Origin of the sequence: Paenibacillus sp. Soil766 (genome assembly GCF_001428105.1) — a bacterium.
In the GTDB taxonomy this organism is placed as follows: domain Bacteria; phylum Bacillota; class Bacilli; order Paenibacillales; family NBRC-103111; genus Paenibacillus_E.
Genome location: NZ_LMSJ01000004.1, coordinates 114,284 through 134,917, shown reverse-complemented (window position 1 = coordinate 134,917; position 20,634 = coordinate 114,284). Strand labels below are relative to the sequence as shown.

General features: G+C 46.9%; 17 protein-coding genes. 7 read left to right on the top strand and 10 right to left on the bottom strand.

Features of this window, described 5'->3' with window-relative positions:
* Positions 1 to 14 precede the first annotated feature (14 nt).
* Positions 15 to 848 carry an EcsC family protein gene (locus tag ASG89_RS04490; protein WP_321166469.1) on the bottom strand — a complete coding sequence of 278 codons (834 nt, stop codon included), beginning with the start codon at positions 846 to 848 and terminating at the stop codon, positions 15 to 17.
* A gap of 79 nt (positions 849 to 927) precedes the next feature.
* Here ASG89_RS04490 and ASG89_RS04485 point away from each other — a divergent pair, with 79 nt between their 5' ends.
* The 3 genes from ASG89_RS04485 to ASG89_RS04475 all read left to right on the top strand — a co-directional run bounded on the left by ASG89_RS04485 (position 928) and on the right by ASG89_RS04475 (position 4,276).
* Entirely contained in the window at positions 928 to 3,075 is a 2,148-nt protein-coding gene (locus tag ASG89_RS04485) for an ABC transporter transmembrane domain-containing protein (protein WP_063867676.1), read from the top strand.
* A 28-nt stretch (positions 3,076 to 3,103) separates the two neighbouring features.
* Entirely contained in the window at positions 3,104 to 3,619 is a 516-nt protein-coding gene (locus ASG89_RS04480) for a GNAT family N-acetyltransferase (protein WP_057309106.1), read from the top strand.
* 144 nt (positions 3,620 to 3,763) lie between these two features.
* A complete protein-coding gene (locus ASG89_RS04475) occupies positions 3,764 to 4,276 on the top strand; it encodes a hypothetical protein (protein ID WP_235549594.1) in 513 nt (170 codons plus the stop codon).
* 74 nt (positions 4,277 to 4,350) lie between these two features.
* On the opposite strand, the gene ASG89_RS04470 is transcribed toward ASG89_RS04475, so the two are convergent.
* The 3 genes from ASG89_RS04470 to ASG89_RS04460 form a co-directional block, all read right to left on the bottom strand.
* Positions 4,351 to 5,409, bottom strand: coding sequence for a polysaccharide deacetylase family protein (locus tag ASG89_RS04470; RefSeq protein ID WP_235549593.1), 1,059 nt, complete (start codon positions 5,407 to 5,409; stop codon positions 4,351 to 4,353).
* Between the two features lie 318 nt (positions 5,410 to 5,727).
* Positions 5,728 to 7,398 carry an ATP-binding cassette domain-containing protein gene (locus ASG89_RS04465; protein ID WP_057309104.1) on the bottom strand — a complete coding sequence of 557 codons (1,671 nt, stop codon included), beginning with the start codon at positions 7,396 to 7,398 and terminating at the stop codon, positions 5,728 to 5,730.
* Positions 7,389 to 8,198, bottom strand: coding sequence for an ATP-binding cassette domain-containing protein (locus tag ASG89_RS04460; protein ID WP_235549592.1), 810 nt, complete (start codon positions 8,196 to 8,198; stop codon positions 7,389 to 7,391). The genes ASG89_RS04465 and ASG89_RS04460 overlap by 10 nt, the downstream gene beginning before the upstream one ends.
* 141 nt (positions 8,199 to 8,339) lie before the next feature.
* Here ASG89_RS04460 and ASG89_RS04455 point away from each other — a divergent pair, with 141 nt between their 5' ends.
* The 4 genes from ASG89_RS04455 (at position 8,340) to ASG89_RS04435 (ending at position 13,355) form a co-directional block, all read left to right on the top strand.
* Complete coding sequence (locus tag ASG89_RS04455; protein ID WP_057309100.1) at positions 8,340 to 8,954, top strand: biotin transporter BioY; 615 nt, start codon at positions 8,340 to 8,342, stop codon at positions 8,952 to 8,954.
* Positions 8,955 to 9,405: 451 nt separating this feature from the next.
* Positions 9,406 to 9,660: a hypothetical protein gene (locus ASG89_RS04450; RefSeq protein WP_057309098.1), complete on the top strand. Its 255-nt coding sequence runs from the start codon at positions 9,406 to 9,408 to the stop codon at positions 9,658 to 9,660.
* Positions 9,661 to 10,548: 888 nt separating this feature from the next.
* The gene (locus tag ASG89_RS04440) at positions 10,549 to 12,030 is read left to right on the top strand and encodes an S-layer homology domain-containing protein (protein WP_057309094.1); all 1,482 of its coding nucleotides are present in this window, start codon (positions 10,549 to 10,551) and stop codon (positions 12,028 to 12,030) included.
* 74 nt (positions 12,031 to 12,104) lie between these two features.
* Complete coding sequence (locus tag ASG89_RS04435; protein ID WP_235549591.1) at positions 12,105 to 13,355, top strand: YncE family protein; 1,251 nt, start codon at positions 12,105 to 12,107, stop codon at positions 13,353 to 13,355.
* Between the two features lie 10 nt (positions 13,356 to 13,365).
* On the opposite strand, the gene ASG89_RS04430 is transcribed toward ASG89_RS04435, so the two are convergent.
* The 6 genes from ASG89_RS04430 to ASG89_RS04405 all read right to left on the bottom strand — a co-directional run bounded on the left by ASG89_RS04430 (position 13,366) and on the right by ASG89_RS04405 (position 20,614).
* Positions 13,366 to 14,061 carry a response regulator transcription factor gene (locus ASG89_RS04430; protein ID WP_057309090.1) on the bottom strand — a complete coding sequence of 232 codons (696 nt, stop codon included), beginning with the start codon at positions 14,059 to 14,061 and terminating at the stop codon, positions 13,366 to 13,368.
* The gene (locus tag ASG89_RS04425) at positions 14,058 to 16,268 is read right to left on the bottom strand and encodes an ATP-binding protein (protein ID WP_157276517.1); all 2,211 of its coding nucleotides are present in this window, start codon (positions 16,266 to 16,268) and stop codon (positions 14,058 to 14,060) included. The genes ASG89_RS04430 and ASG89_RS04425 overlap by 4 nt, the downstream gene beginning before the upstream one ends.
* A gap of 195 nt (positions 16,269 to 16,463) precedes the next feature.
* The gene (locus tag ASG89_RS04420; protein ID WP_057309086.1) at positions 16,464 to 17,555 is read right to left on the bottom strand and encodes a GerAB/ArcD/ProY family transporter; all 1,092 of its coding nucleotides are present in this window, start codon (positions 17,553 to 17,555) and stop codon (positions 16,464 to 16,466) included.
* Between the two features lie 34 nt (positions 17,556 to 17,589).
* Positions 17,590 to 17,832, bottom strand: a complete 243-nt coding sequence (locus tag ASG89_RS37450) for a hypothetical protein (RefSeq protein ID WP_157276516.1) — start codon at positions 17,830 to 17,832, stop codon at positions 17,590 to 17,592.
* Positions 17,829 to 19,028, bottom strand: coding sequence for a Ger(x)C family spore germination protein (locus ASG89_RS04410; protein ID WP_057309083.1), 1,200 nt, complete (start codon positions 19,026 to 19,028; stop codon positions 17,829 to 17,831). Before ASG89_RS04410 ends, ASG89_RS37450 begins: the two co-directional genes overlap by 4 nt.
* A 17-nt stretch (positions 19,029 to 19,045) precedes the next feature.
* The gene (locus ASG89_RS04405) at positions 19,046 to 20,614 is read right to left on the bottom strand and encodes a spore germination protein (RefSeq protein ID WP_057309082.1); all 1,569 of its coding nucleotides are present in this window, start codon (positions 20,612 to 20,614) and stop codon (positions 19,046 to 19,048) included.
* Positions 20,615 to 20,634: the final 20 nt, after the last annotated feature.

The following is a 20,634-nucleotide window of genomic DNA, read 5'->3' as shown; positions in this document are numbered from 1 at the left end:
GTTAAATCGTGCAATTACTCGCTGGCGTTCCTAGCTTTGTCTTGCAAATTGCGCATCCGATAGCAGTTCATGCCTACCACGCCAAGCTCCTCGAGCAAGCCGAAATTAGCCCAAGCGCCAACGACAGCCCCAATGCCGGGGATGAGCTGAAGCATTTTACGAAAATCAATCGTATCCCGATACTCCTGCTGCAGCTGCAACCAATTCACTTGCTTCATGTAGTCATCGGCAGGCGGGAACGTCTGCGAAATGGCAGGCCAATTCTTAATCGTATGGAGCAGATCAGGCTTCTTCTTTGCACTGGAGAACGCCAACTGAAACACATACAAGATGAATAATCTTTCTCTGTAATCCTTGGTGGAATACCCATAGATATGTGCTAATTCAAATAGAAATTTCAGCTTAATCCCAATCAAAATCGGAAAATCGGCAAGGCCAAGCAAAATCCCCCCAGCCCCTGCTCCTGCACCCTCGGCTGCGGCGATTTTTTTGTAGAGCGACAGCAGCTCCTCTGCTTTCGCATCGCGGTCCGCCATGGAGACGCCCTTCAGCGGCTCAGTCGCAGGCATATAATTCATTCCGAACAAGGTTGTTTGGACAATCCCCTTCACCGTCGCCGTGATTGTAGTGTGGATCTTCTCGGGTATCACCTGATTGATGCGGTTTTGCACGGATTTGGAGGCGCGCTCGATCAGGTTGGGTTTCTTTTGCAAACGGATTTCCCAACGCTTAAGCTTGCCTTTCATTTGCTGTTCGTAGATTGTGTATGGCTTTTCCATAGCTTCACCACCGTGGATTAGATTGCTGATCTCTCTCTGGAAAGGATGCGTGTAATCTCCTTTGTACATAAATATTATGACAAATCGTGTCGTTTACAACCTTAAAAAAGTGCTGTAATCTTATTTTATTGAAAGGTGGCGATGATTCCTGCATTTCCTAAAAACCTTACTAAAACTTTGGAGTCCTTATAAGCGACTAACTGGCGTTTTTTTACTATGCCTCCTCGTAGAAGTAGGGTATTCGGTAGCTGCTCCAGTAAGCTTAAAGTATCTTGTAGACGAGGCTTTTACTCCCAAAAATCTCCATAACTTCGCAATCATCCTGACTATACTACTCTGCACGGGGTTTCTCAATATTTGTGCAAGTATTTGTGGCGAATATGCACTTGGAAACCTCGGCGGCCAGATCATCCAGAAACTACGGATCGAGCTGTTTACACATCTACAGCGGCAATCGCTTCCCTTTCATCAAAAATACCGAGTTGGCGATCTTGTCACCCGATTCTCGTCAGATATGGGATCTGTGGAACGAGTGGTTCGCGTTGCATTCCCATTTTTCCTGAAAGAAGCCTTAAGCGTTCTGCTTGGACTCATTTTACTATTCTCGATCGAATGGAAGCTCACACTGGCCATGATTGTCGGCTCCACACTGATGTTTGTCGGGCCAAGGCTCCTGCAAGGACGCGCGGAAGCCGCTAATGTTCAGTACAAAGAAGCCCAGGAACGCTTCACAAATACGATTGATGAGATGGTAAAGGGCCACAAAACGATTAAAAGTTTGCATCTGCAAGCCAGATTTCAAGAACTCGCCCGTAAACAGGTGCAAGAGCTCTTTTCTTTTGGCTTGAAATTGCAACTTACTAGTTCCATGATGGAGCGGCTCCCGCTTATTTCACTTCTGATTTTGAACGGGATTATGATCGGCTTCGGCGGCTATTTGATCTTCCATGACATGATGACCATCGGTGACTTCATGGCCTTTTTCACCTTATTCTTGAGTGTAGGACAGTCAGGCTCTAATTTAGCGTACATCATCCCGAACCTGATCGATTCTAATACTAGTTTTCGGCGCATTCAAGAAATTTTGGATCAACAACCCAACGTTCCTGAAGCTCCTCATCCGTTCGAACTGCCTTCTTCTCTTTCCTCGATTCGGATGGATGATGTGACCTTCGGTTATAACGAGGGGTCCGAACAATTACGAGATGTAAGCTTGCACATTGCAGCTGGCAGCTATGTAGCTTTCATTGGCCCCAGTGGCTCTGGTAAAAGCACGGCATTGCAGTTACTATCTCGCTTTTATGATCCTAAGCATGGCTCTGTCTCTATAAATGATTACGACATTCGTAACCTAAGTGAAGCTTCTTTGCGAAGCCAGTCCACACTCGTTACTCAGGATACCTTCTTATTTAATACGACAATTCGGGATAACTTGCTGCTGGATAGCGGTGCTTCGGAAGCTGAAATGATTGACGCGGCTAAGCAGGCAAACATCCATGATGTCATTGCAAGCTGGCCTGACGGATACGATACACAGGTGCATCATGAAGGGGGGTCGCTATCAGGCGGCGAACGGCAACGCTTATCGATTGCGAGAGCACTCCTAAGGAAGCCGAATCTTCTGCTGCTCGATGAGGTGACATCCGCATTGGATCCAGCAACGGAGTCGGACATCAATCAGCTCATTGTTCGGCTTAAATCCGAGAAGACGATTGTATCCGTGACTCATCGTTTGTCCTCCGTCATGAACGCTGACTGCATTCATGTCTTCCAGGACGGCCGAGTTGTGGATTCCGGTACCCACCGTGAGTTATTACATAAGAACAATTTATACCGCAGTCTCTGGGATAAGCAGTTCGGATTTAACCTATCCGAGGACGGGCTCTACGCCACGGTGGATATGGACAGGCTTGCCAAGCTTCCCTTCTTTGAAGGCATTGCACCTCTGCTGCTTAAGAACATTGCTATGTTGTTTACAACCGAAACCTGTAAAGAAGGCGAGAATATTGTGAGCGAGGGCGATGAGGGCAACAAATTTTACATAATAGTCCGAGGTAAATTTGAAATTATAAAGCGTATGCCTGATGGTGAGGATCGACGGGTCGCCGTGCTGCAAGATGGGGATCATTTCGGGGAAATTGCTTTGCTTCACAATGTCCCCCGCAACGCTACGGTAAGGGCGATGGGACCTTCGGTGCTATTGTCCGTCAGACAAGAAGCTTTCCACCGTTTAATGATCGAACACCCGCAAATTAGGCAATCATTAGAGCAAATACTTCAGAAAAGAATCGGATGATGACTGGAAGTCAGAAAGGAGACGCACCATGAAGATAAGCTACCAAAAGTGTGTCAGTGATGACGATTTCGCCAAGGCCAGTCTATTCATGTTAGCCCGAAAGCGCGACCTGCATGCTTCATATTCTACGTTAGACATGGTTATTCTCATTCATTCCTACGTAACTCAGGGAAACCTGATTACTGCAAAGGATGACAATAACCGTGTAATCGGAATGGTTGCCTATTACTTCGGAACCCCCGAGCAGGAATTTCAGGATAAGGAAATTGCCTTAGTGGACATAGCTATTGCTGATAAAGCTTATCGCGGGTCACGATTATTTATCCAGGGGCTGCAATATATGGTGCATGAGATTATGGAGGGAAATCCTCAGGTCGAGGAGTTCAGACTTGCTGCTTTGGCTGAAAACGACTATCTATGTCGACTTTACGCCAAATTTACAAGCACTCGCTTCGAACGCGATGGCACCTACGGAAAAGAAGTCGTTTTTTGTGAAAAAATTAACATTCTCAGGGATACCCTAAAGAAATTTACTAGGATATAATGGGAAAAGAAGTACAAATTACGACATAAAGGAGGCAATCCGTATGTTTCCAATCCCCCCTAATATCGACAAAAGTTCTAAAAAAGGAAGTGGCTTCGGTAAAATCGTTAAGGTTAACGATTCACTTCGCGTACAGCCACAGTAATGTCGTTTCAATTCCGAGTCAGTGAGTTTGAAATGGATCATGAGGCCTATATGAACTTCCTGCTGCGCCATCACGACGAACTCAATTTGCCTTACACGTTCGACATGAAGCTCAGTTTCATCAGCAGTCCGCTCTTACTAGGTAAAGCCATGCTCATCTTCACCGAGGAATCCCACGACATGGTCGGCGCGGCCGGCTTCGGTTACGGCACCGGTCCCGGCGATTACGAGGATCAGCATATTTGTCAGATCGAGGTGGCTTTTATTGAGAAAGAGCTGCGGAGTACAACCTTATTCGCACAAGGACTGCGTGCACTGGTACATGCCATCAAAGCAGGCAATCCCGACGTCCGGCAGGTTCAGTTCTGGACTTCCGCGGCTGAGGAGGGGTCGGATCGGCTTTTCGCCAAATTCCTTGCTTTGCCCGGCTCCACGAAAACCATCGTGAACACCTTGGCCCTCTATACGGTGCCGTTCCACGAACTTGAAGCTTATTGTAATCGTTTGAGGTAATAATGATAGAAAAAAGGAGCTAGCCACTTTTTATGGGCTGGCTCCTTTTTTGTGTTTATATAGAATCGTCCTCCCTATTTGGTTTTCGGGAGCTTGTTTATGAAGGCTTTCAGGCCTTCTTCTCCGTTGACAAACAGCCTTTTCAGCAGGTATGGAGACTGTTGATTCGTTGTATAGCCTTGGTCAATCGTAAACGCGTAGCGAAAGCCGTTTTCTTTCAAAATCTTCAAAGTTGTTTTGCTATATTCACCATAGGGATAGCAGAATACGTCGGCTTGTGTACCTAGTTTTTCCTCAATTAGCTTTCTAGCTTCCGTGATCTCGAATGCTTGTTGTTCCGCTGTGAGCTGAGGAAGGTGAGGATGTGTCATGCCATGCGGCTGAATATCCCAACCGGCTTCATGCAGCTGCTTGACCTGTTCCCAATTCAGATAACCAGCGTCCTCGACCATGCCAGGTGACATGAAAAGTGTGGCAGGGAAATTATATTTGGCCAAAATCGGCATAGCCTCCACTACATTATCCACATAGCCATCGTCAAACGTGAGCAGAACTGGATTATTAGGTACTTCTTGCACGTTGTCATTTTCTATTAGGTTAATGAATGTTGCGAGAGAAACAGGCGTGTAACCATGGTCATGCAAATATGCCATCTGCGCCTCCAGCTTGGCTGGGGAAATAACGACTACATTTCCTGGATCGATAGTGACGCTATGATAGTTGAGGACGGGTATGCTGACTTTGAATGGAGTTGAAGGAGTGACAATGACATTGGGGATATAGGTGTCCACTGTAACGGAAGTTGTCTGAGGTGCGGTTGTGACCACTAGAGATGGGAATGACTGCTGCTCAGGCATGTCCGCTGGAAGGGCTGGCATTACAGCTGGCGCAGGTTCGGACACGGGGGCGGATTCGGGAACAGGTGTAGACACAGGTACAGGCGTAAGCGTAGGCGTAGGCACAGGCACGAGCACAGGTGTAGACACCGGAGATTGGATTAATTCCTTGGCTTGTACTTCTGTGAGGGTGGGAGCTGTTGAAGAGTTAAGACCACTGATGAAATAGAGAAAAAGCAGCGTAAATCCCCCCGCTAATAACGTGTAAAATAGGAATCTCTTCCTTCGGACGTTCATCGTAAACCACCCATTTCTCGAGGAATCATCTATCACTCTATGTGTAAGCAGTGATTGAGAGAAATATTCCTAGATTTCGATAATGGGTGGGGTGTTAGGAGTGCGGAAGTGCGGAAATGCGGAAGTGCGGAAATGCGGAAGTGCGGGAATGCGGAAGTGCGGGAAGTGCGGAGGGCTACAGAGAAGAACTAATTCTCTGTGCCCGTTAGCCTATCCAAACAATCGAATACAAACTACTAGCATTTGCTGTGTCCGTTAGCAGCCAACTTCTTATTAGCTACTACTAGACTAATGATGCAACTAGGTTGCTAATAACTACTACGTGACTAGCAATAATACCCAAGCAAGTAAAGCAACCACCACTACAATCGTGTCCGCTCTCTCCCACTCCAGCATGTTCTTCCGTAGCAGCAACGTTGTTCCATCGATCTGCTTCATCTCCATCGCGATGGTCATTTGTTCCGCTTTGTGGAACATACCTAGTAATAGTGGCACTACTAGTGCAGGAATGTCGCGTACGCGAACACTACCTGGGCGAACAGAGGCTTTCCCCCGTGCTCGCACGATCACCGAGAATTCTTGCCACTCCCTCATGATAAGCGGGATGAAGCGAAAAACAAACGAAACCGCCAAGGCGAAGGATGCCACAGGTAGCTTCACCTTGTATAAATATGTCAAAGCCCAGTTCAATCCCTGTACGAGCTGACCATAGGGGGTCGACATCGCGAGCCAGCAGCCTGCCATCAAGACAACAAATAATCGTGTCAGAATAAAAGTTGTGCTCCAGCCATTTTCGACGGAGTAGCCGAGGGGGGAGAATTCGATTCCCGCCAGCGAGACGGAGAAGATCAGGAAAATCGCAAATGACATCGCGATTTTTCTGATCCCGCGCAACACACTGCGCGGAAGACCGAGAAACGCGCAGCCGACGAGCGCCGCGGCAACCGCGAGGCTGCCCCACCCCTGCTGCCCCATCGTGCCGATGGCGAGCAGCAGGTAGAGCAGCCACTTTGCGCGCGGGTCCAGCTTAAGCCACCCCGCCTGCGGCGCGGGTGGTTCCGGCGCCGGCCGCGGCGCGGGCCGCGGTGGCTGCGCCACGGGCGTGGCAGCCAGCGGCGCCGCTGGCGCAGAAGCGCTGGCGCTGCCGGCTTCGCCCAGCGCAGCCAAGATCGCCGACGCGGCAAGCGCCGGCGTGAGCTGATCCGGCGCGATGGCGATGCCAACGCGCGCCAGCTCTTGTGAGGCCTCCGCGCAGCTCGGGAGGCCAACCCCGGCGCGCGCCAGCACCTCGGGCGCGCGGCAGAGCTGTTGCGGCGAGCCGTCGAAGACGAGCTCGCCATGGTCTAGAACGAGGACACGGTCCGCTAGCGGAAAGAACGTGTCCAGATCGTGCGTGGCGACGACGAGTCCGCCACGGGTTCGCTCGCGCAGCATGCGCAGCAGCTCGCGCACGGCGGCCGCCTCGAGGCCGGCAGTTGGCTCATCCATGAGGAGCCAATCCGGCTCCGTGGCGAAGGTGGTCGCCAGCGCGAGCCGGCGCTGCTCGCCGCCGCTGAGCGCGAAGGGCGAGCGATCCATGGCGAAAATTACGCCATGGGGATCGATTGCATGCGTCGCCTCGCGAATGCGACGATCGCGCTCTTCCACAGGCAGCTTGTATGGCCTAAGTGAGTAGACGAATTCTTGATGTATGCTTCGTGCGAACAATTGCTGCTCAGGGAATTGAAACGTTAAGCCGAAGCGAAGCAATTGCTTGGAATCGGCTTTCGTTGGTTTCAGCCAAATCGGCTGCTCATCCACCGTAATCGTTCCAGCTTGCGGCTTAAGTAGTCCCGACATTACTTGCAGCAGCGTCGATTTACCTGATCCTGCGCGGCCGATCAGTAACGTCACGGATCCTTCCTGCAGCGTGAAGTTCATATCATGAAGCAGTGTCACCTCGGGTGAATCAGGAGCTGTTACCCCTACTCCCTTCAAAGCTATCGGCATGAGATCACCTCCGCTAATTCTTCCATACTCAGCGGCAGAGGGTCTAAGATCAGTCCTTGCTCTACTAGATTCATCGCTGTTTGAATGACAAAAGGCAGATCAAAACCAAGCTCCACACAAGGTGATGCTTTCCCCCCAGCTACTCCATAAAAAAACGCACGCGGCTCCCCATCGTAAGTAATCTTGCCCCCTCCAAATCCAACGACTCGCGTCGCATCCGCCACCTCTTCCAGCCGATGAGAAATCCAAACAATGGTCGTTCCACGTTGATGCGCCTGGCGTACCGCTTCACGAACTTCTATGCGAGAAGCTGGATCCAGCATTGCCGTCGGTTCATCCAAAAGCAGAATCTCTGGACTTACTGCGAGTGCGGCAGCGAGGTTTACCAACTGTTTTTGTCCCCCTGATAAGGTTGCTATTGTGCGCTCCGGTGAAAGTGTCAAGCCGACAGCAGCTAATACTTCCGCATACCAACTCCTGCGTTCCTCAGCCGCTAAGTGCTGCGCTTGCGGTAAAAAATCTAGTTCCTCCGCTATCGTTTTTCCTATAAATTGGGATTCTGGCAATTGGAGCACGCCTCTAGTCGCCTGCGCCACATCATTCGTTCTACGCTGAACGTGCCCTTCAGACAATGGGTTTAAACCTAGCAGTACGCTGGCAAGTGTACTTTTCCCGCTCCCATTTGGACCTACTACCGCAATCCACTCACCTCTATGAATGTCTAGCGAGACTCCCGACCATACACGTCGCCCTTCTCCCGATTCCATACGATAAACGATTGAAGCGTTCTTTAATGACATTACTTTCTCTCTTGTAGGCATATGTAAAAAAGTTCCTTTCACTTTTCTAGCAGTTGTGCTATCATCTGTATTGTCAACTTGGTTGTTCATTGGTTGGTTGACAATAGATTAACAATACCAGAAACAGGAGTGGTCAACAATATGAAACTTTCATTACGTGGTGTTATTTTCAGCGCATTATTTGCAGCTATTCTCGTGTTATTCAGCTTCATTAAAATTCCTCTTCCTACGTCACCAGTACCCATTACACTCCAACAATTAGCCATTATGCTCGCTGGAGGCTTACTAGGCGCACGATACGGATTCCTAAGTATGGCCCTTGTCGTCGTACTTACCGCGCTGGGCTTTCCCCTTCTAGCTGGAGCTGGCGGTATTGCCAAGGTTCTCGGACCTAGCGGCGGCTTTATCATGATCTGGCCAATATGTGCCATGCTCATTGGTCTTATTTTACCGCGTATTCAGCTGAAAGGCATCAGGGGTTATATCGCTGCATTTCTTGTACTTGAAGTTTTCGGTTCCCTTTTTGCTTATTTGGCTGGCGTACCGTGGTTAATGTATAAAGTTCCTGCTTATTCCTTTGCAGATGCAATGGCCGCCGGATGCTATCCGTTCCTTGTGGGAGATGCGATTAAAGCCGTCGTTGCTACGCTCATCATTGCGCCCATTCGCCAAGTCTTCCCACCACAACGTCTAACCGGCTCATCTTCACACAGCATCATTCAAAATGAAAATAAACCTGATGCACTCATCCACTAAACTTCATCCTTCATCATATTGATTCAACAAACTTACTGTTCAATCAACTAGAGCCTTCCTCCAAGTAGCTGAAGCTACGAGAGGATTGGCTCTTTTTATATGTTAACTGGAAAAACTCCATCTATTTAGGCGCACTTTTAATAAAATTCCAAGAAATCTCGGAATTACCTACACTTTTTGTTTATTGAAAATATAGTTTTAGACTGAGAAATAGAGCATTAGACTGAAAAATAGAGCGTATTAGACTGGCCGCGGTCATTAAGCTAAACGGGCAGTTTAACGCAACTTCCAAGTAATGGAATCGTATAAAGTAAGACGATTGAGGAGGGAAATTCGTGAAATTAAAAACAAAACTAATTGCCATTACAGCTACATGTTTAGTTGGGGCAAGTATATTTTCTATTTCCGCACTAGCTGAAAAAGATGTACCCTCTCTGAAAGCTCTAATAAAATGGACACGATGCCCATCCAATCAAAAGAGAACCTAGATGTAAGAAACCAACTAGGACATCAAACTAAGAGTTTGGGTAGTGAGATCAGAACGCTCCAACTGGAAGTTGATCCTGACGATACTGAAAATTTTGCTAAGCAATTAGAGGAATCCATTGGTAACTTGACACTTTGTGTTATAGGATTTAAACAAAATGCGGTAAGATATAACGACGATAAGTATCTCAAACAGGCAGAACAAGTAGAAAAAAATTGAAAAATTGAATAAGGGAAAAGAACAATACCAAAAAAATGAAAAGACCGTAAAGCAACTTCGTAAAGAACTCGATATTCCTGTACTATAATTTATTTTTCTCCACACAACTAAACTAACGAAAGAACGTTACTTAAATAGGGATCACCGGCTGCCACGCAATCTGACTGGCCCTATTTTGCTGAAGTTAAGGTTAGGATGGTTTTATGGTAAAATAGTAAAAGAAATGTAAATCCCCTGTATATAGGAGGAACTTATGAAACTACGTTTTCCATTATTTTTCGCTTCCACCTGTTTGCTATCCATTTTTTCAGATAATTTCCTTATAAGTTGGGTAACAAATTCCTATATTAAAGCAATAATCTTCGGATTGAGTGTCGGTATAGCTTTTTACATAATTGGAAAGAGTGGACTTTCAGCTAAACGCATCTCTACACCACTAGGTATATTGATTTCAGTATTGGGTCTCGCTAGTGTTATATTCACCAATCATATTTAGTCAAAATTGTACTTATTAGTACGATATTATTCTAACGCGAAACGTTAGTTTACTAAAAACAGCGGCAGTCTCAGACTTTTTTCAAGTCTTGGTCCGCCGCTGTTCCATTTTTATAGTCAGTCTAATACTTATTTTACAAGCCAACCGTACCTCCTTATCACCTAACAAACCACTCCCCTTCTTCCAGCTAGCTAACAAATCTCTTGCTAATCCCCTTGTCGCACTACCGTAGCCTGTTTGGCTAGGGTTGTGGGTACGGGTACCATCATTTTTACGAAATTGTAATGTCTCGCCCCTCATTTTTATGCGATTGTTATGCGCGAAGGCGTAAGCTTAGTCCTGTAGACAACAGCGCAACAAACAAATCCAATCCACTTGAGGAGTGTTTCTCGATGAAAAATAAACAAAAAGTTCTAGCCGCTCTCACGATTTCAGCAACTGTCGGTTTATCCGCCCTTTTTCCTTACCATGCCCTAGCAGCAAATCCTTTCACGGATTCCGCAAGTATTGCACAAATCCAGACGGCGATTGAGCAATTAGCCCAGCAGCAGGTGCTATCTGGCTATGAAAACAATACTTTCAAGCCTAATCAAGCCGTCACTCGCAGTGAGATTGCCAAAATGGTAGCCCTCGCTTTCCACGTAAACACTTCTGTGGATGCAACGACAGCTAGTCCTTTTCAAGATGTGACTTCAAAAGATTGGTACTATAACTATGCCATTTCCCTTCAGGCACTAGGCGCTATGAGTAGCGTGACCGGCCAGCAATTCGCTGGGGCGCAAACGATCACAGCCGAGCAGTTGAGCAGCATCATTGCGACCGTGCTTCAGGTAGACACTGCAACGATCCGTCAGTTGCCAAGCTATGCATCATTAAGCAGCCAAGTAACCCGCGGTCAAGCTGCCTTGCTTCTTACCCAAGCCCAGCAAGTGGCTCCTGTTCGTGTGACGAAGCTGGAAGTTTTGAATGCTATTTCCCTACAGGTGACCTTCTCAGCACCGATTCCTACTGCTGAATTAGAGCTGGAGCCTGCGTCCAAAAACTTTGTTTTTGACAATGGTCTTGCCATCAATAACGTGCCGCGCTTAAAAACAGGCGCTGTATCCACATACATTGTTCCAGTTCCAACACAGAAAGCAGGCACGACATACTCGCTGACTTATAAAGGTCAACCTGCTGTAACTTTCACAGCTAGCACAGAGAAAATCCGTTTGGATTCCACAGCTCAGGTTGCCAATGATCTATTTGAAGTTGAATCCCATCTAGCTAACGGTGTTGCGGATTATGGTTATGTCATCGCCGCTTACAGCAAGGGCCGTCCTGGTTCATTTATCGTTGACGCTAATAATCGTTACAACGGCACGACCTACCAAATCCTATCTTCCATGCGCAATCGCCAGGTTCAAATCACTCCTGAGGGTGGTGCAACAATGACGGCTAATTACTTGCCATTCACGCAAGCAACCGATGGTCGCCAAGCACCTAAGTTCATTTTGCCTAACGGAGAGACTTTCCACCCTGGTGTGACCTATACAGTTTCCGCAGATTGGGCGACACTTACGAACCCTACTTTTACGGCAAAAGAAATCGCTCCGCTCCAGCTTCAATCCGCTTCCGCCGTAGATGCGAAGACGATTGCAGTTACGCTAACGCAAGATCCGAAGGATGAAATCTTCGTTTCGCGCCGCGTATCCCTAACTGCTGCTGATGGCACAGTTTTGACTGCTGAATACAGCTTAACGACACGCAAAGGTGCCGTTGGTACGTTCGCGCTTCTTAATAATGCTCAGTTGGTGCCAGGTACAACGTACACAGTTGCGCCAGTGGGTGCATGGGCTACAGCTTCCGGTGTCACTTTAAACTTGAATAAGTAAGTGTAACCTGTACAATTGAATGACAAAAAGATAAGGAAGATGACCTGTGATCAGGTTCTCTTCCTTACCTTTGTTTGCTAAACTTATCCACAAGTACTGTTTCCTTAGCTTCTACTATTCTAACTCCAGAGGTGACCATCGATATGGTATTCACACATAAATCTCTCTTCGTACGTTTAACACCGCTCACACTTCTTCTTGTCTTAGTTGGCTGTGGCAGCCAACAGCCCACACCCGTCAACAGCATCAGCCCGACGAAGACATCAACGCCATCTCCTACCGCAGCACCTGCAACGCAAATACCAGCGACAAGTTCATCAACTGCGACTGCGAGCCCTTCACCTTCAGCAGCTACGCCTACAACCCTAATGGTGACACATTCCAAAAGTGACTATTTGTCATTCCTTGATCCCGCTTCTGGCAAGATGGAGAAGCTTGTCGTAGGTAAAGCTCCTTTTGCGATTGCAGAAGGGCCGAGTCATCGGGCTTATGTCTCGACAGCTGAAGGTGTAGCCGTCATCGATACGAAGCTCCGCACACGGCTTGCGCTTGTCCCTTATCAGGCTAATGTAGGCAAACCGCGTTTTGGTGAATACCGCTCGGGAGGTATGGGGATTGCGGTATCGCCAGATGGCAAATTCGTATATGTCGGGGTTTATCTCGACGGCGGCAAGAGTCAACTAGAAATCCTGGATACGGAAAAGCTCACGATGACAGGGAGTGTCCCTGTCGGCGTTCGGCCTTTTGATGTGGTGACTAGCCTAGACGGCCGCGAAGTGTACAGTATTGACCACGACGGTTACACAGTGACGGCTGTCGATCCTTTTAACCTCAAAGGCCGTACGTTAGAGGCTGCACCTTTTGGCAAAGGCGGCTTCGAGAAGCCGCACTACGCCGCTGTCCGCGCAGATGGCCGCTTACTTCTGCCTTACCAAGGACGCGGTCTTGTGGTACTTGACCCGAAGAGCGGCAGCTACACGACCGAACCTCTGACGGGCAACACCCATCAGGAGGGTGTCACGCTAACCCCGGACGGCAAGCAATTGCTGATCGTTGGCATCGGTTCAGCTGGCAGCGCGACAGGTAAACCTAATCTGACCATACTCGATGTGAACACCTATACGGAGAAGATCTTTCCGTTAGCCCGCATGCACCAAATGGTCGCCACCAGCGCCGATGGTCGCTATGCCTATCTCACAGGAGGCGTCACTTATGCGGATACCGGCTGGAATGGCATGACGGTAGTCGACCTGTCAACAGGCACGACACGTGAATTCGAGCTGCCCGATTACCCTCTTGATGTGCAGCTCTTGACGAGCAACTAGACTCAACTGATCAATCCCCCTTCGCCATATAACCAACACCAGGGTAGGTCACAATCAGTTCCTGCCCTTCGGTGTGGGCCTTCAGCTTTTGCCGTATTCGCGCGATCGTAACACGCAAATATTCCACCTCGTCGCGGTACTCACTTCCCCAAATCTCGCTCAACAACTGCTCATGTGTCATGACTTTACCTTCATGCTGCAAGAGAAGCACGAACAGATTATACTCCGTCTCCGTAAATTTCACTTCCGCTGAGTCTATGCGTATCCGGCGCTGAGCTAAGTTAACGTTAACGGGTCCAACAGTCAATTCGCTCACCGTAGATGGTGCAGGCATGCGGCCATCCAAGCGGCGCAGTACGGCATTGACTCTGGCGAACAGTTCGTCCAACGAGAACGGCTTGGTCAAATAGTCATCCGCACCGAGGTTCAACCCTTGTACTTTATCCGCACCATTGCTCCTTGCGGTTAGCATAATAACAGGCACACTCGAATAGGTGCGCAGTCTGCGTAATACTTCGAAGCCATCCATCCCTGGCATCATGAGATCCAGCAAAATCAAATCTGGATTAGCCGCTTCTACCTTTTCCAGCGCCTCCGTCCCGCTTTGACAGGCCACCGTTTCGAAGCCTAAGGATTTCAAATTCGCCGCGATGAAACGAATGATTTTGGGCTCATCGTCGACGATCATGATTTTTTTTGTGCTCATGCTAGCTCATCTCCCCCATTAAACCGCGGAATTGTTAGTTGGAATCGGCTCCCCTCACCCAGCTGGCTTTCAACCTGAATAGTCCCGCCATGGGCTTCCATAATTCCTTTGCAAATCGCCAATCCGAGACCCGTACCCCCGGTTTGACGGCTGGACGATACATCCACGCGATAGAAGCGATCGAATAATTTAGCTAAATGTTCTTTGGCAATACCGATTCCGTTATCCTGCACGTAAACGTAAACAAACTCCTCATCCGCGTGCGTAGTCACCCTAATGAGCGGTTCCCGCTCGTTATATCGAATCGCATTGATAAACAAATTTAAGAACACCTGTTCCATACGGAGCTTATCTGCAAAAACAAGCGGCGTATGTCCAGGCAGCTCAACCTCGAACTGCAGCCGCGCAGCGCTGATATCTTCAGGCAGTCTATGTCTTGCGCTTTCAATAACGGCGGCTAGCTTCAACGGTTGCGCGTGAATCCCCATCGCTCCCGATTCTATTTTGGATATATCCAGCCACTCGTCAATAAGATCTTGGATACGTCCGATATCCTCATGAATGCCTTCAAGCAGCTCGAGCTTAAAGTCCTCTTCCCAGTGAGCATCCCTGCGCAGCAATGTTTCCACACCACCGCGGATACTCGTGATCGGAGTTTTGAATTCATGGGAAGCTAGTGAGATAAGATCGTTCTTAAGCGCATCGATTTCATGCTCCTTCGTTCTGTCACGCCACACATAACCGCGGCCAAATACCCGCCCCTCCCGCGCAACCTGAAACGCGGATACCATCATAAATCGCGGCTTGCCTTGCTCTGTTTTCACCGTTAAAGCGCTCTGCACCCTGGGTTCCGCCGTCAACTTACGCAACTGGAGCTCGTCCTGATCTTCCGTCAGAAGTTCGGCGATTCGCTCAAATAAATCAGCTTCTGGCATATGGGCTAGTTCCCCCATCGGAATCGCGAAGCTTTCCGCCATCTGGTGATTTGCATACAGCACATTATGCTGCACATCAATGAGCACAATCGCATCAGACATGCTTTCTAAGACCGCATTCAACGTCGCATGCTCGTCCTGCAATCGCTGTGTTCGCTCCTCCACGCGATGCTCAAGCTCGCTGTTCAGCTGCAGTAAGGCGCGTTGGTTTTCCTTGATCTGCGCTGCCATGCGGAAGAAATGCTCCGCAAGCTGATGCAGCTCCGAAGGCGCTCCGCGCGGCACGACCTTCTGGTCAGGCTGGGCGAACGATCCTCCAGCTAATCGCTGGGTATAGCCGACTAAGGCATGGATCGTGCCGTTTAATCTTTTGGCTAACAGACTACCGAGCAGCATGGTTAAAATGAGTGTGAACACTAACAACAGCAGTGTAATCCGTAAAGATTCCGTGAATGCTGCGTTGACTGCCGCAGTCGACCTGCTTACCCATACGATGAGGTTTAAGTCTGGGATCAGTTTATAAGTAATGAGTTCTTTATGTGATGCGGTGCTTAATGTATAGGTGCCTTCGCCTTGTTTTATCATTTTAGCATCCTGAACGACTGGCTCCTTGGATAAATCCGTCATGGACTCCGTTAGCGCCGCATTGGGATGATAAATGGGCTTGCCTGCATGATCTAACACAACAGGATACGCCTCTGTCCCATAATCGTATTTGGTAACAAGGGTCTTAATCGGGGCTAGTTCAAGCACAGCTAATACGAAGCCGTCCACTTGTTTGCCCCCTTTGTAAATCGGTACAGCAATAGCTAGCGCTGGTTGGTTCAAGCTCTCAGGACCTTTGAATAACGAAGAAATAATGGCTTTCTGACCAGCCTTCACACGTGCCGTGTAATCCCGATCGTTAACATCAACACCAATTAGATTCGTCGACATTTGATGTGTCGCTTTGATCGTTCCTGTATCATCGACCACATAAATGCCTGCGAACCCCTCCAAATTCTCTTGGAGCGATTGCAGCTTCAAAGTCAGGCTCTCCCGATTGCGAAAAGCCGCATCCGAAGCCGAGATCGTAGCCGCTAAGGTTTCAACTGCATTGCGATGATAGGACATATACGCTTCTACCGCGTCTCCGAGACGATATGTTGTTTGCCGCTGGTTTTGGTTCGTTTCCTGTGTAATATGCTTAATTTGAGAAACCTGGAATCCGCCTAGAATCAGGATCGGAATCAAGGCCATTAGGGCAAACGTAATGGTTAAATGTGACCTCATGGAATAATGCTTCAATTGGAAAATACCCCGCTTCCCAGCGCAAGCTTTTGCTTGGCTTTCCAACTTATTTTACCACTGACAAATTTGTAATGAAAATGAAATCTAACTTTCATGTTGTTTTAATGTAACTTGCCTATAATAAAGACCAACCCCCCTTTAAAATATAAACTTAGACCCACAGCCCGTTGCTGTGGGTCATTTTTTTTCTCCCTTTCGAAAGAGTGATACACCAATCATACAAATAGGTAGTAGTAATCCAAATGTGCCTGCATAGGGAAACCATATTTTTGAAACGAAATTAAGGAAGTAGCTTTCGTTTGGGAATGAGAGGATAGATAACACAATTAAAATCATCCCAAAAGGGAAATAGAGGGGACGCATTTCTTCCATTTTGACAACTTGAGCGAAACTAAGGACTGACGCGTAGAAACAAATCGTAAGTTTAAAAAAGATCGTAATAAACCAGATCCCTGCCATGATGACTTCTAATCTTTCCAAAAATCGTCCAATACTGATCATTTTCGCTAAACTATAGCTTGGATACAAGTTTTTTGCGGTTATACCTGCACCTAGAACAAGAATCGAAATCAAGGTTATCATAACTAATATTATTCCCGCGATCACCGTACCCACGAAAAACGCTTTATTTGCCCCTTTTACATTGTTCACAAAAGGCATAACCATCAATAATACGATAAGCTCCATAAAGGGGGTTCCTGTAAAAGGCAAACTGGCTCTGATGACAGGAATTATGCCTTCGCCGAGAAAAGGTTTAAGTTGAACCAGTCGGAATTGCGGTGCCAGAAATAGCACCATAGCAAAAAAGAATATCATCACCCATGGAAAAAAAATCTCCCCCGTACGTGCAATAGTTTCAATACCATGCCAACTTGCCATAATTACAACTGCGAGAAAGATCATAAGTATAAATTGAAGCGGGGTATCTGGGAGAACCTGCGTTACTACAAAGTCACCGATATTCCGTAATACAAGTGCTGCAAGGAGGAAGAAGAAACAGAAATAAAGCAAAGAAATGATTTTGCCTATCCAAATGCCAAATACCGCCTCGGACATCTGTACCAATGTTTGGTTAGGAAATTGTCTAACCAATACTTGATAGAGAAAGACGGTCAGCAAACCCATACACACTGACAGAATGGCGGCTATCCATGCGTTTTCCTTGGCTTCCGCTGCGAGACCAGAGGGGGTTATTAGTATGGAGCTCCCAACTGTGAATAGTATGACGAGAATGGTAAATTGCCGGATGCCAATTATACTTTTTCCCATATCTCTGTTGTGCCTCCTCTCGTATGTAGCAATTTCATTGTAATAACCCGTTGATGAAATCGCTACAAGGTTGAAAAACAAAGGTAATGAGATCTAAAGGATTGGGCACGTTCATATGCATACTTTGCGCAATACTTAGTATTGTACCTAGCAATATTAAACTACAAACAATACCGAATTCTTTATACAACCTTTTTTTCATAAGCGATGGAAGCTCCAGCATTGCGATAACTGCAGAGGCCAGAAGTATCGCTGCAATAGCCCACATTTTGATCATTCCTTTGTTTTTTGTACCAGGGAATCACTTACAGTGCCCAGACGACGAATTTTCACTTCTGTTTTCACATGTACAGGTAAATCTGCAAATTGTTCCTTCCAACTATCTTTGTTTTTATTCCAATACTTCGGATCCGCTCGATATATCGCTTCGCCAAAGCCGAAAATATCGACATTGTATTTTTTCGCCTTTTGAATGGTGGCCTCGATTATGGCTTTCGTCTTATTTTGAGCTATTTCCTCCAGTTCCTTGATGTTTGCCGGATCGAGCAGATCGATCTTGCATTGGACTTCACCCACATTATCCTCGAGAAAAACATCAACAATGATCTGCGGTTTGCCGTTAACCACTTTACCTTTCATTTTGGTTTTAGTTCGCACGATTTCTTCTGCAATAATGCCGCCTGTTGGGCATTCTATATGTCCGATCGTACTTTTAACATTGTCTACAATATAATTGTAGCCTTTGCTTTCTTTCTCAGTAAGCCAACCAACAAGTTTGTCTTTTTCAAAGATCGCTAATCCCGAATATTCTAAGGATGTAGGAGGATCTGTTTGATTCAGATTACTCTTCTCATCCCCTTTATTCGGATTCCCCTTGATTAATATACCGGTTAATACTGGATCTTTCCCCTCTGTTTGCAGATCTGAAATTAATTTGTCTAATTTTACTTTTACCGTAGGCGCCCAAATCTTTTCGGACATCTCTAACGTGGTAAACAATTTATTGGAGGGGATTTTCTCGATCGGCGTAAGTATTTTCAATACATTCTCCGCTGTTGTTCCTCTAGCGATGACGATATAGAAATCAGATCGCATTTCATGATTTCTTGAAATCCCATCCAGAATCGGTGTAATCCCTTCTCTCGCCAATTCTTCACTAATCACAAGCATCCGAAGATGGGAAGAGTACACCTTTCTTGGACTTTGTGTGGTGATTTTTCTTAAAGATTCAAATATGGTTTTGGAGGTAGCTTTAAAGGTACTTACGGGTGTAGTTAATCCACCCCCGCCTCTTTTGGAAGCCACTTCACCAGGGTTAACAATTTGAATCGTTACCTGCACTTGATCATCTTTTTTATCAAAACCCATTCCAACCGAAATAGCGAGGTCATTCAGCTCGCGCCGGCTCCAACATCCCGTGAGTAATCCAATCGTGACGAACAAGGCAACGAGCACCATGACATTTCTTCGCATTCCCGATGACTCCTTATCTATCGCCTGTTATCAGGCTTATTCGAAGAGGCATTTTTTTCTCGAATGTTGTTTTTTTGACTAATGAGCCTAGGCCTTGTAGTTAATGCCCATTGTGGTAACCGAAAAATCGTATCTTTCTGATCCGATAAGATAAAAGGTGCCATTGGAGACATGTACGGAATTCCGAAGGACCTTAAACTACTCAAATGAATAACGATAGCGATAAGCCCCACGGTTACACCAAATAATCCAAAAGAAGCTGCGATTAGCATTAATAGAAATCTCAAAATCCGAATCGTAATCCCCATATTAAAGGAAGGAATAACAAAATTGGAAATGGCCGTGATGGCCACTATAATAACCATCGCAGGAGACACCAAACCTGCTTCTACTGCGGCTTGACCAATGACTAAGGCCCCTACAATTGAAACCGCTTGTCCGACGGTCTTCGGCAACCTCACACCAGCTTCTCGAAGGATTTCGAAAGTTATTTCCATAACAGCAGCTTCGATAAAAGCTGGGAAAGGAATCCCTTCTCTTTGAGCAGCTAAACTGATTAGTAAGGAGGATGGCAGCAATTCTTGGTGAAAGGTGGTTATAGCAATATATAAGGATGGAGCCAACAAAGATATGAAAAAACAGGCATAACGAAGAAATCGAAGCAGTGTTGCGAAATCCGCCCGTTGGTAATAATCTTCTGCAGATTGATAAAATTGGATAAATAGAGCAGGCGCCATCAGCACAAAGGGAGTGCCATCGACAAGAATAGCAATGCGCCCTTCCATTAAGCCTGCAGCAACAACATCAGGGCGTTCTGTATTGTACAGGGTAGGGAACGGTGAGTAGGTTTCGTCTTGGATCAGCTCTTCGACATTACCACTTTCAAATATCGCATCGATATCGATACGTCCAAGCCGAATTCTAGCTTCCTCCACCAACTTGTCATTCACAATGCCATTCATATACATGATGGCTACTTCTGTTTTGCTCTTACGCCCGATGGTCATGGATTCCATCCATAGGTCGGGATCTTTTATTTTCCGTCTGACGAGTGCAGTGTTGGTGCTTAATAGCTCTGTAAACCCTTCCCGTGGTCCTCTTACAACAGATTGTGTGGTCGGTTCCTCAACGGCACGATGCTCTCCACCTTGTGTGTTCGCCGCTAACCCCTGCCCCCACCCATCCAGTAAAATAACCGTTAATCCCGCCAAAATAGCTTGATATAAGGTTTCAAAATCAGGAATTTCGCGAACTTGACCGAGTGTACTCATTGAATTTCTTAACGCATTCAGCGGGAATTCACTCGAATCAACCTTTAGATTTTCAGTGAGCAGGGATTGAATAGAACTGGGATTAATTAATCCATTTATATAAACAAATCCAATTTGCATGGAGTCCGCGCCATTCAAATGGATGGTTTGCGTAATGATATCGTTACTACTTCCAAAGGCTTTCTTGACTCTGTCCATGTTAAGTTCAAGCGACAGCTCAAGTGATTCTGTTGAGAACGACGAACTACTCGGATCGGGCATTGCTTCAACTGCGCGTCTCTTATTATTCCGAAAAATTCTCTCGATGAAATTCATGATTAACGAGATTCCCTCCT

Coding starts and splice junctions, on each gene's coding strand:
- ASG89_RS04490 (WP_321166469.1), bottom strand. CDS start 848: ATGTACAAAGGAGATTACACGCATCCTTTCCAGAGAGAGATCAGCAAT.
- ASG89_RS04480 (WP_057309106.1), top strand. CDS start 3,104: ATGAAGATAAGCTACCAAAAGTGTGTCAGTGATGACGATTTCGCCAAG.
- ASG89_RS04475 (WP_235549594.1), top strand. CDS start 3,764: ATGTCGTTTCAATTCCGAGTCAGTGAGTTTGAAATGGATCATGAGGCC.
- ASG89_RS04470 (WP_235549593.1), bottom strand. CDS start 5,409: ATGAACGTCCGAAGGAAGAGATTCCTATTTTACACGTTATTAGCGGGG.
- ASG89_RS04465 (WP_057309104.1), bottom strand. CDS start 7,398: ATGCCGATAGCTTTGAAGGGAGTAGGGGTAACAGCTCCTGATTCACCC.
- ASG89_RS04460 (WP_235549592.1), bottom strand. CDS start 8,198: ATGTCATTAAAGAACGCTTCAATCGTTTATCGTATGGAATCGGGAGAA.
- ASG89_RS04455 (WP_057309100.1), top strand. CDS start 8,340: ATGAAACTTTCATTACGTGGTGTTATTTTCAGCGCATTATTTGCAGCT.
- ASG89_RS04450 (WP_057309098.1), top strand. CDS start 9,406: ATGGACACGATGCCCATCCAATCAAAAGAGAACCTAGATGTAAGAAAC.
- ASG89_RS04440 (WP_057309094.1), top strand. CDS start 10,549: ATGAAAAATAAACAAAAAGTTCTAGCCGCTCTCACGATTTCAGCAACT.
- ASG89_RS04430 (WP_057309090.1), bottom strand. CDS start 14,061: ATGAGCACAAAAAAAATCATGATCGTCGACGATGAGCCCAAAATCATT.
- ASG89_RS04425 (WP_157276517.1), bottom strand. CDS start 16,268: ATGAGGTCACATTTAACCATTACGTTTGCCCTAATGGCCTTGATTCCG.
- ASG89_RS04420 (WP_057309086.1), bottom strand. CDS start 17,555: ATGGGAAAAAGTATAATTGGCATCCGGCAATTTACCATTCTCGTCATA.
- ASG89_RS37450 (WP_157276516.1), bottom strand. CDS start 17,832: ATGATCAAAATGTGGGCTATTGCAGCGATACTTCTGGCCTCTGCAGTT.
- ASG89_RS04410 (WP_057309083.1), bottom strand. CDS start 19,028: ATGCGAAGAAATGTCATGGTGCTCGTTGCCTTGTTCGTCACGATTGGA.
- ASG89_RS04405 (WP_057309082.1), bottom strand. CDS start 20,614: ATGAATTTCATCGAGAGAATTTTTCGGAATAATAAGAGACGCGCAGTT.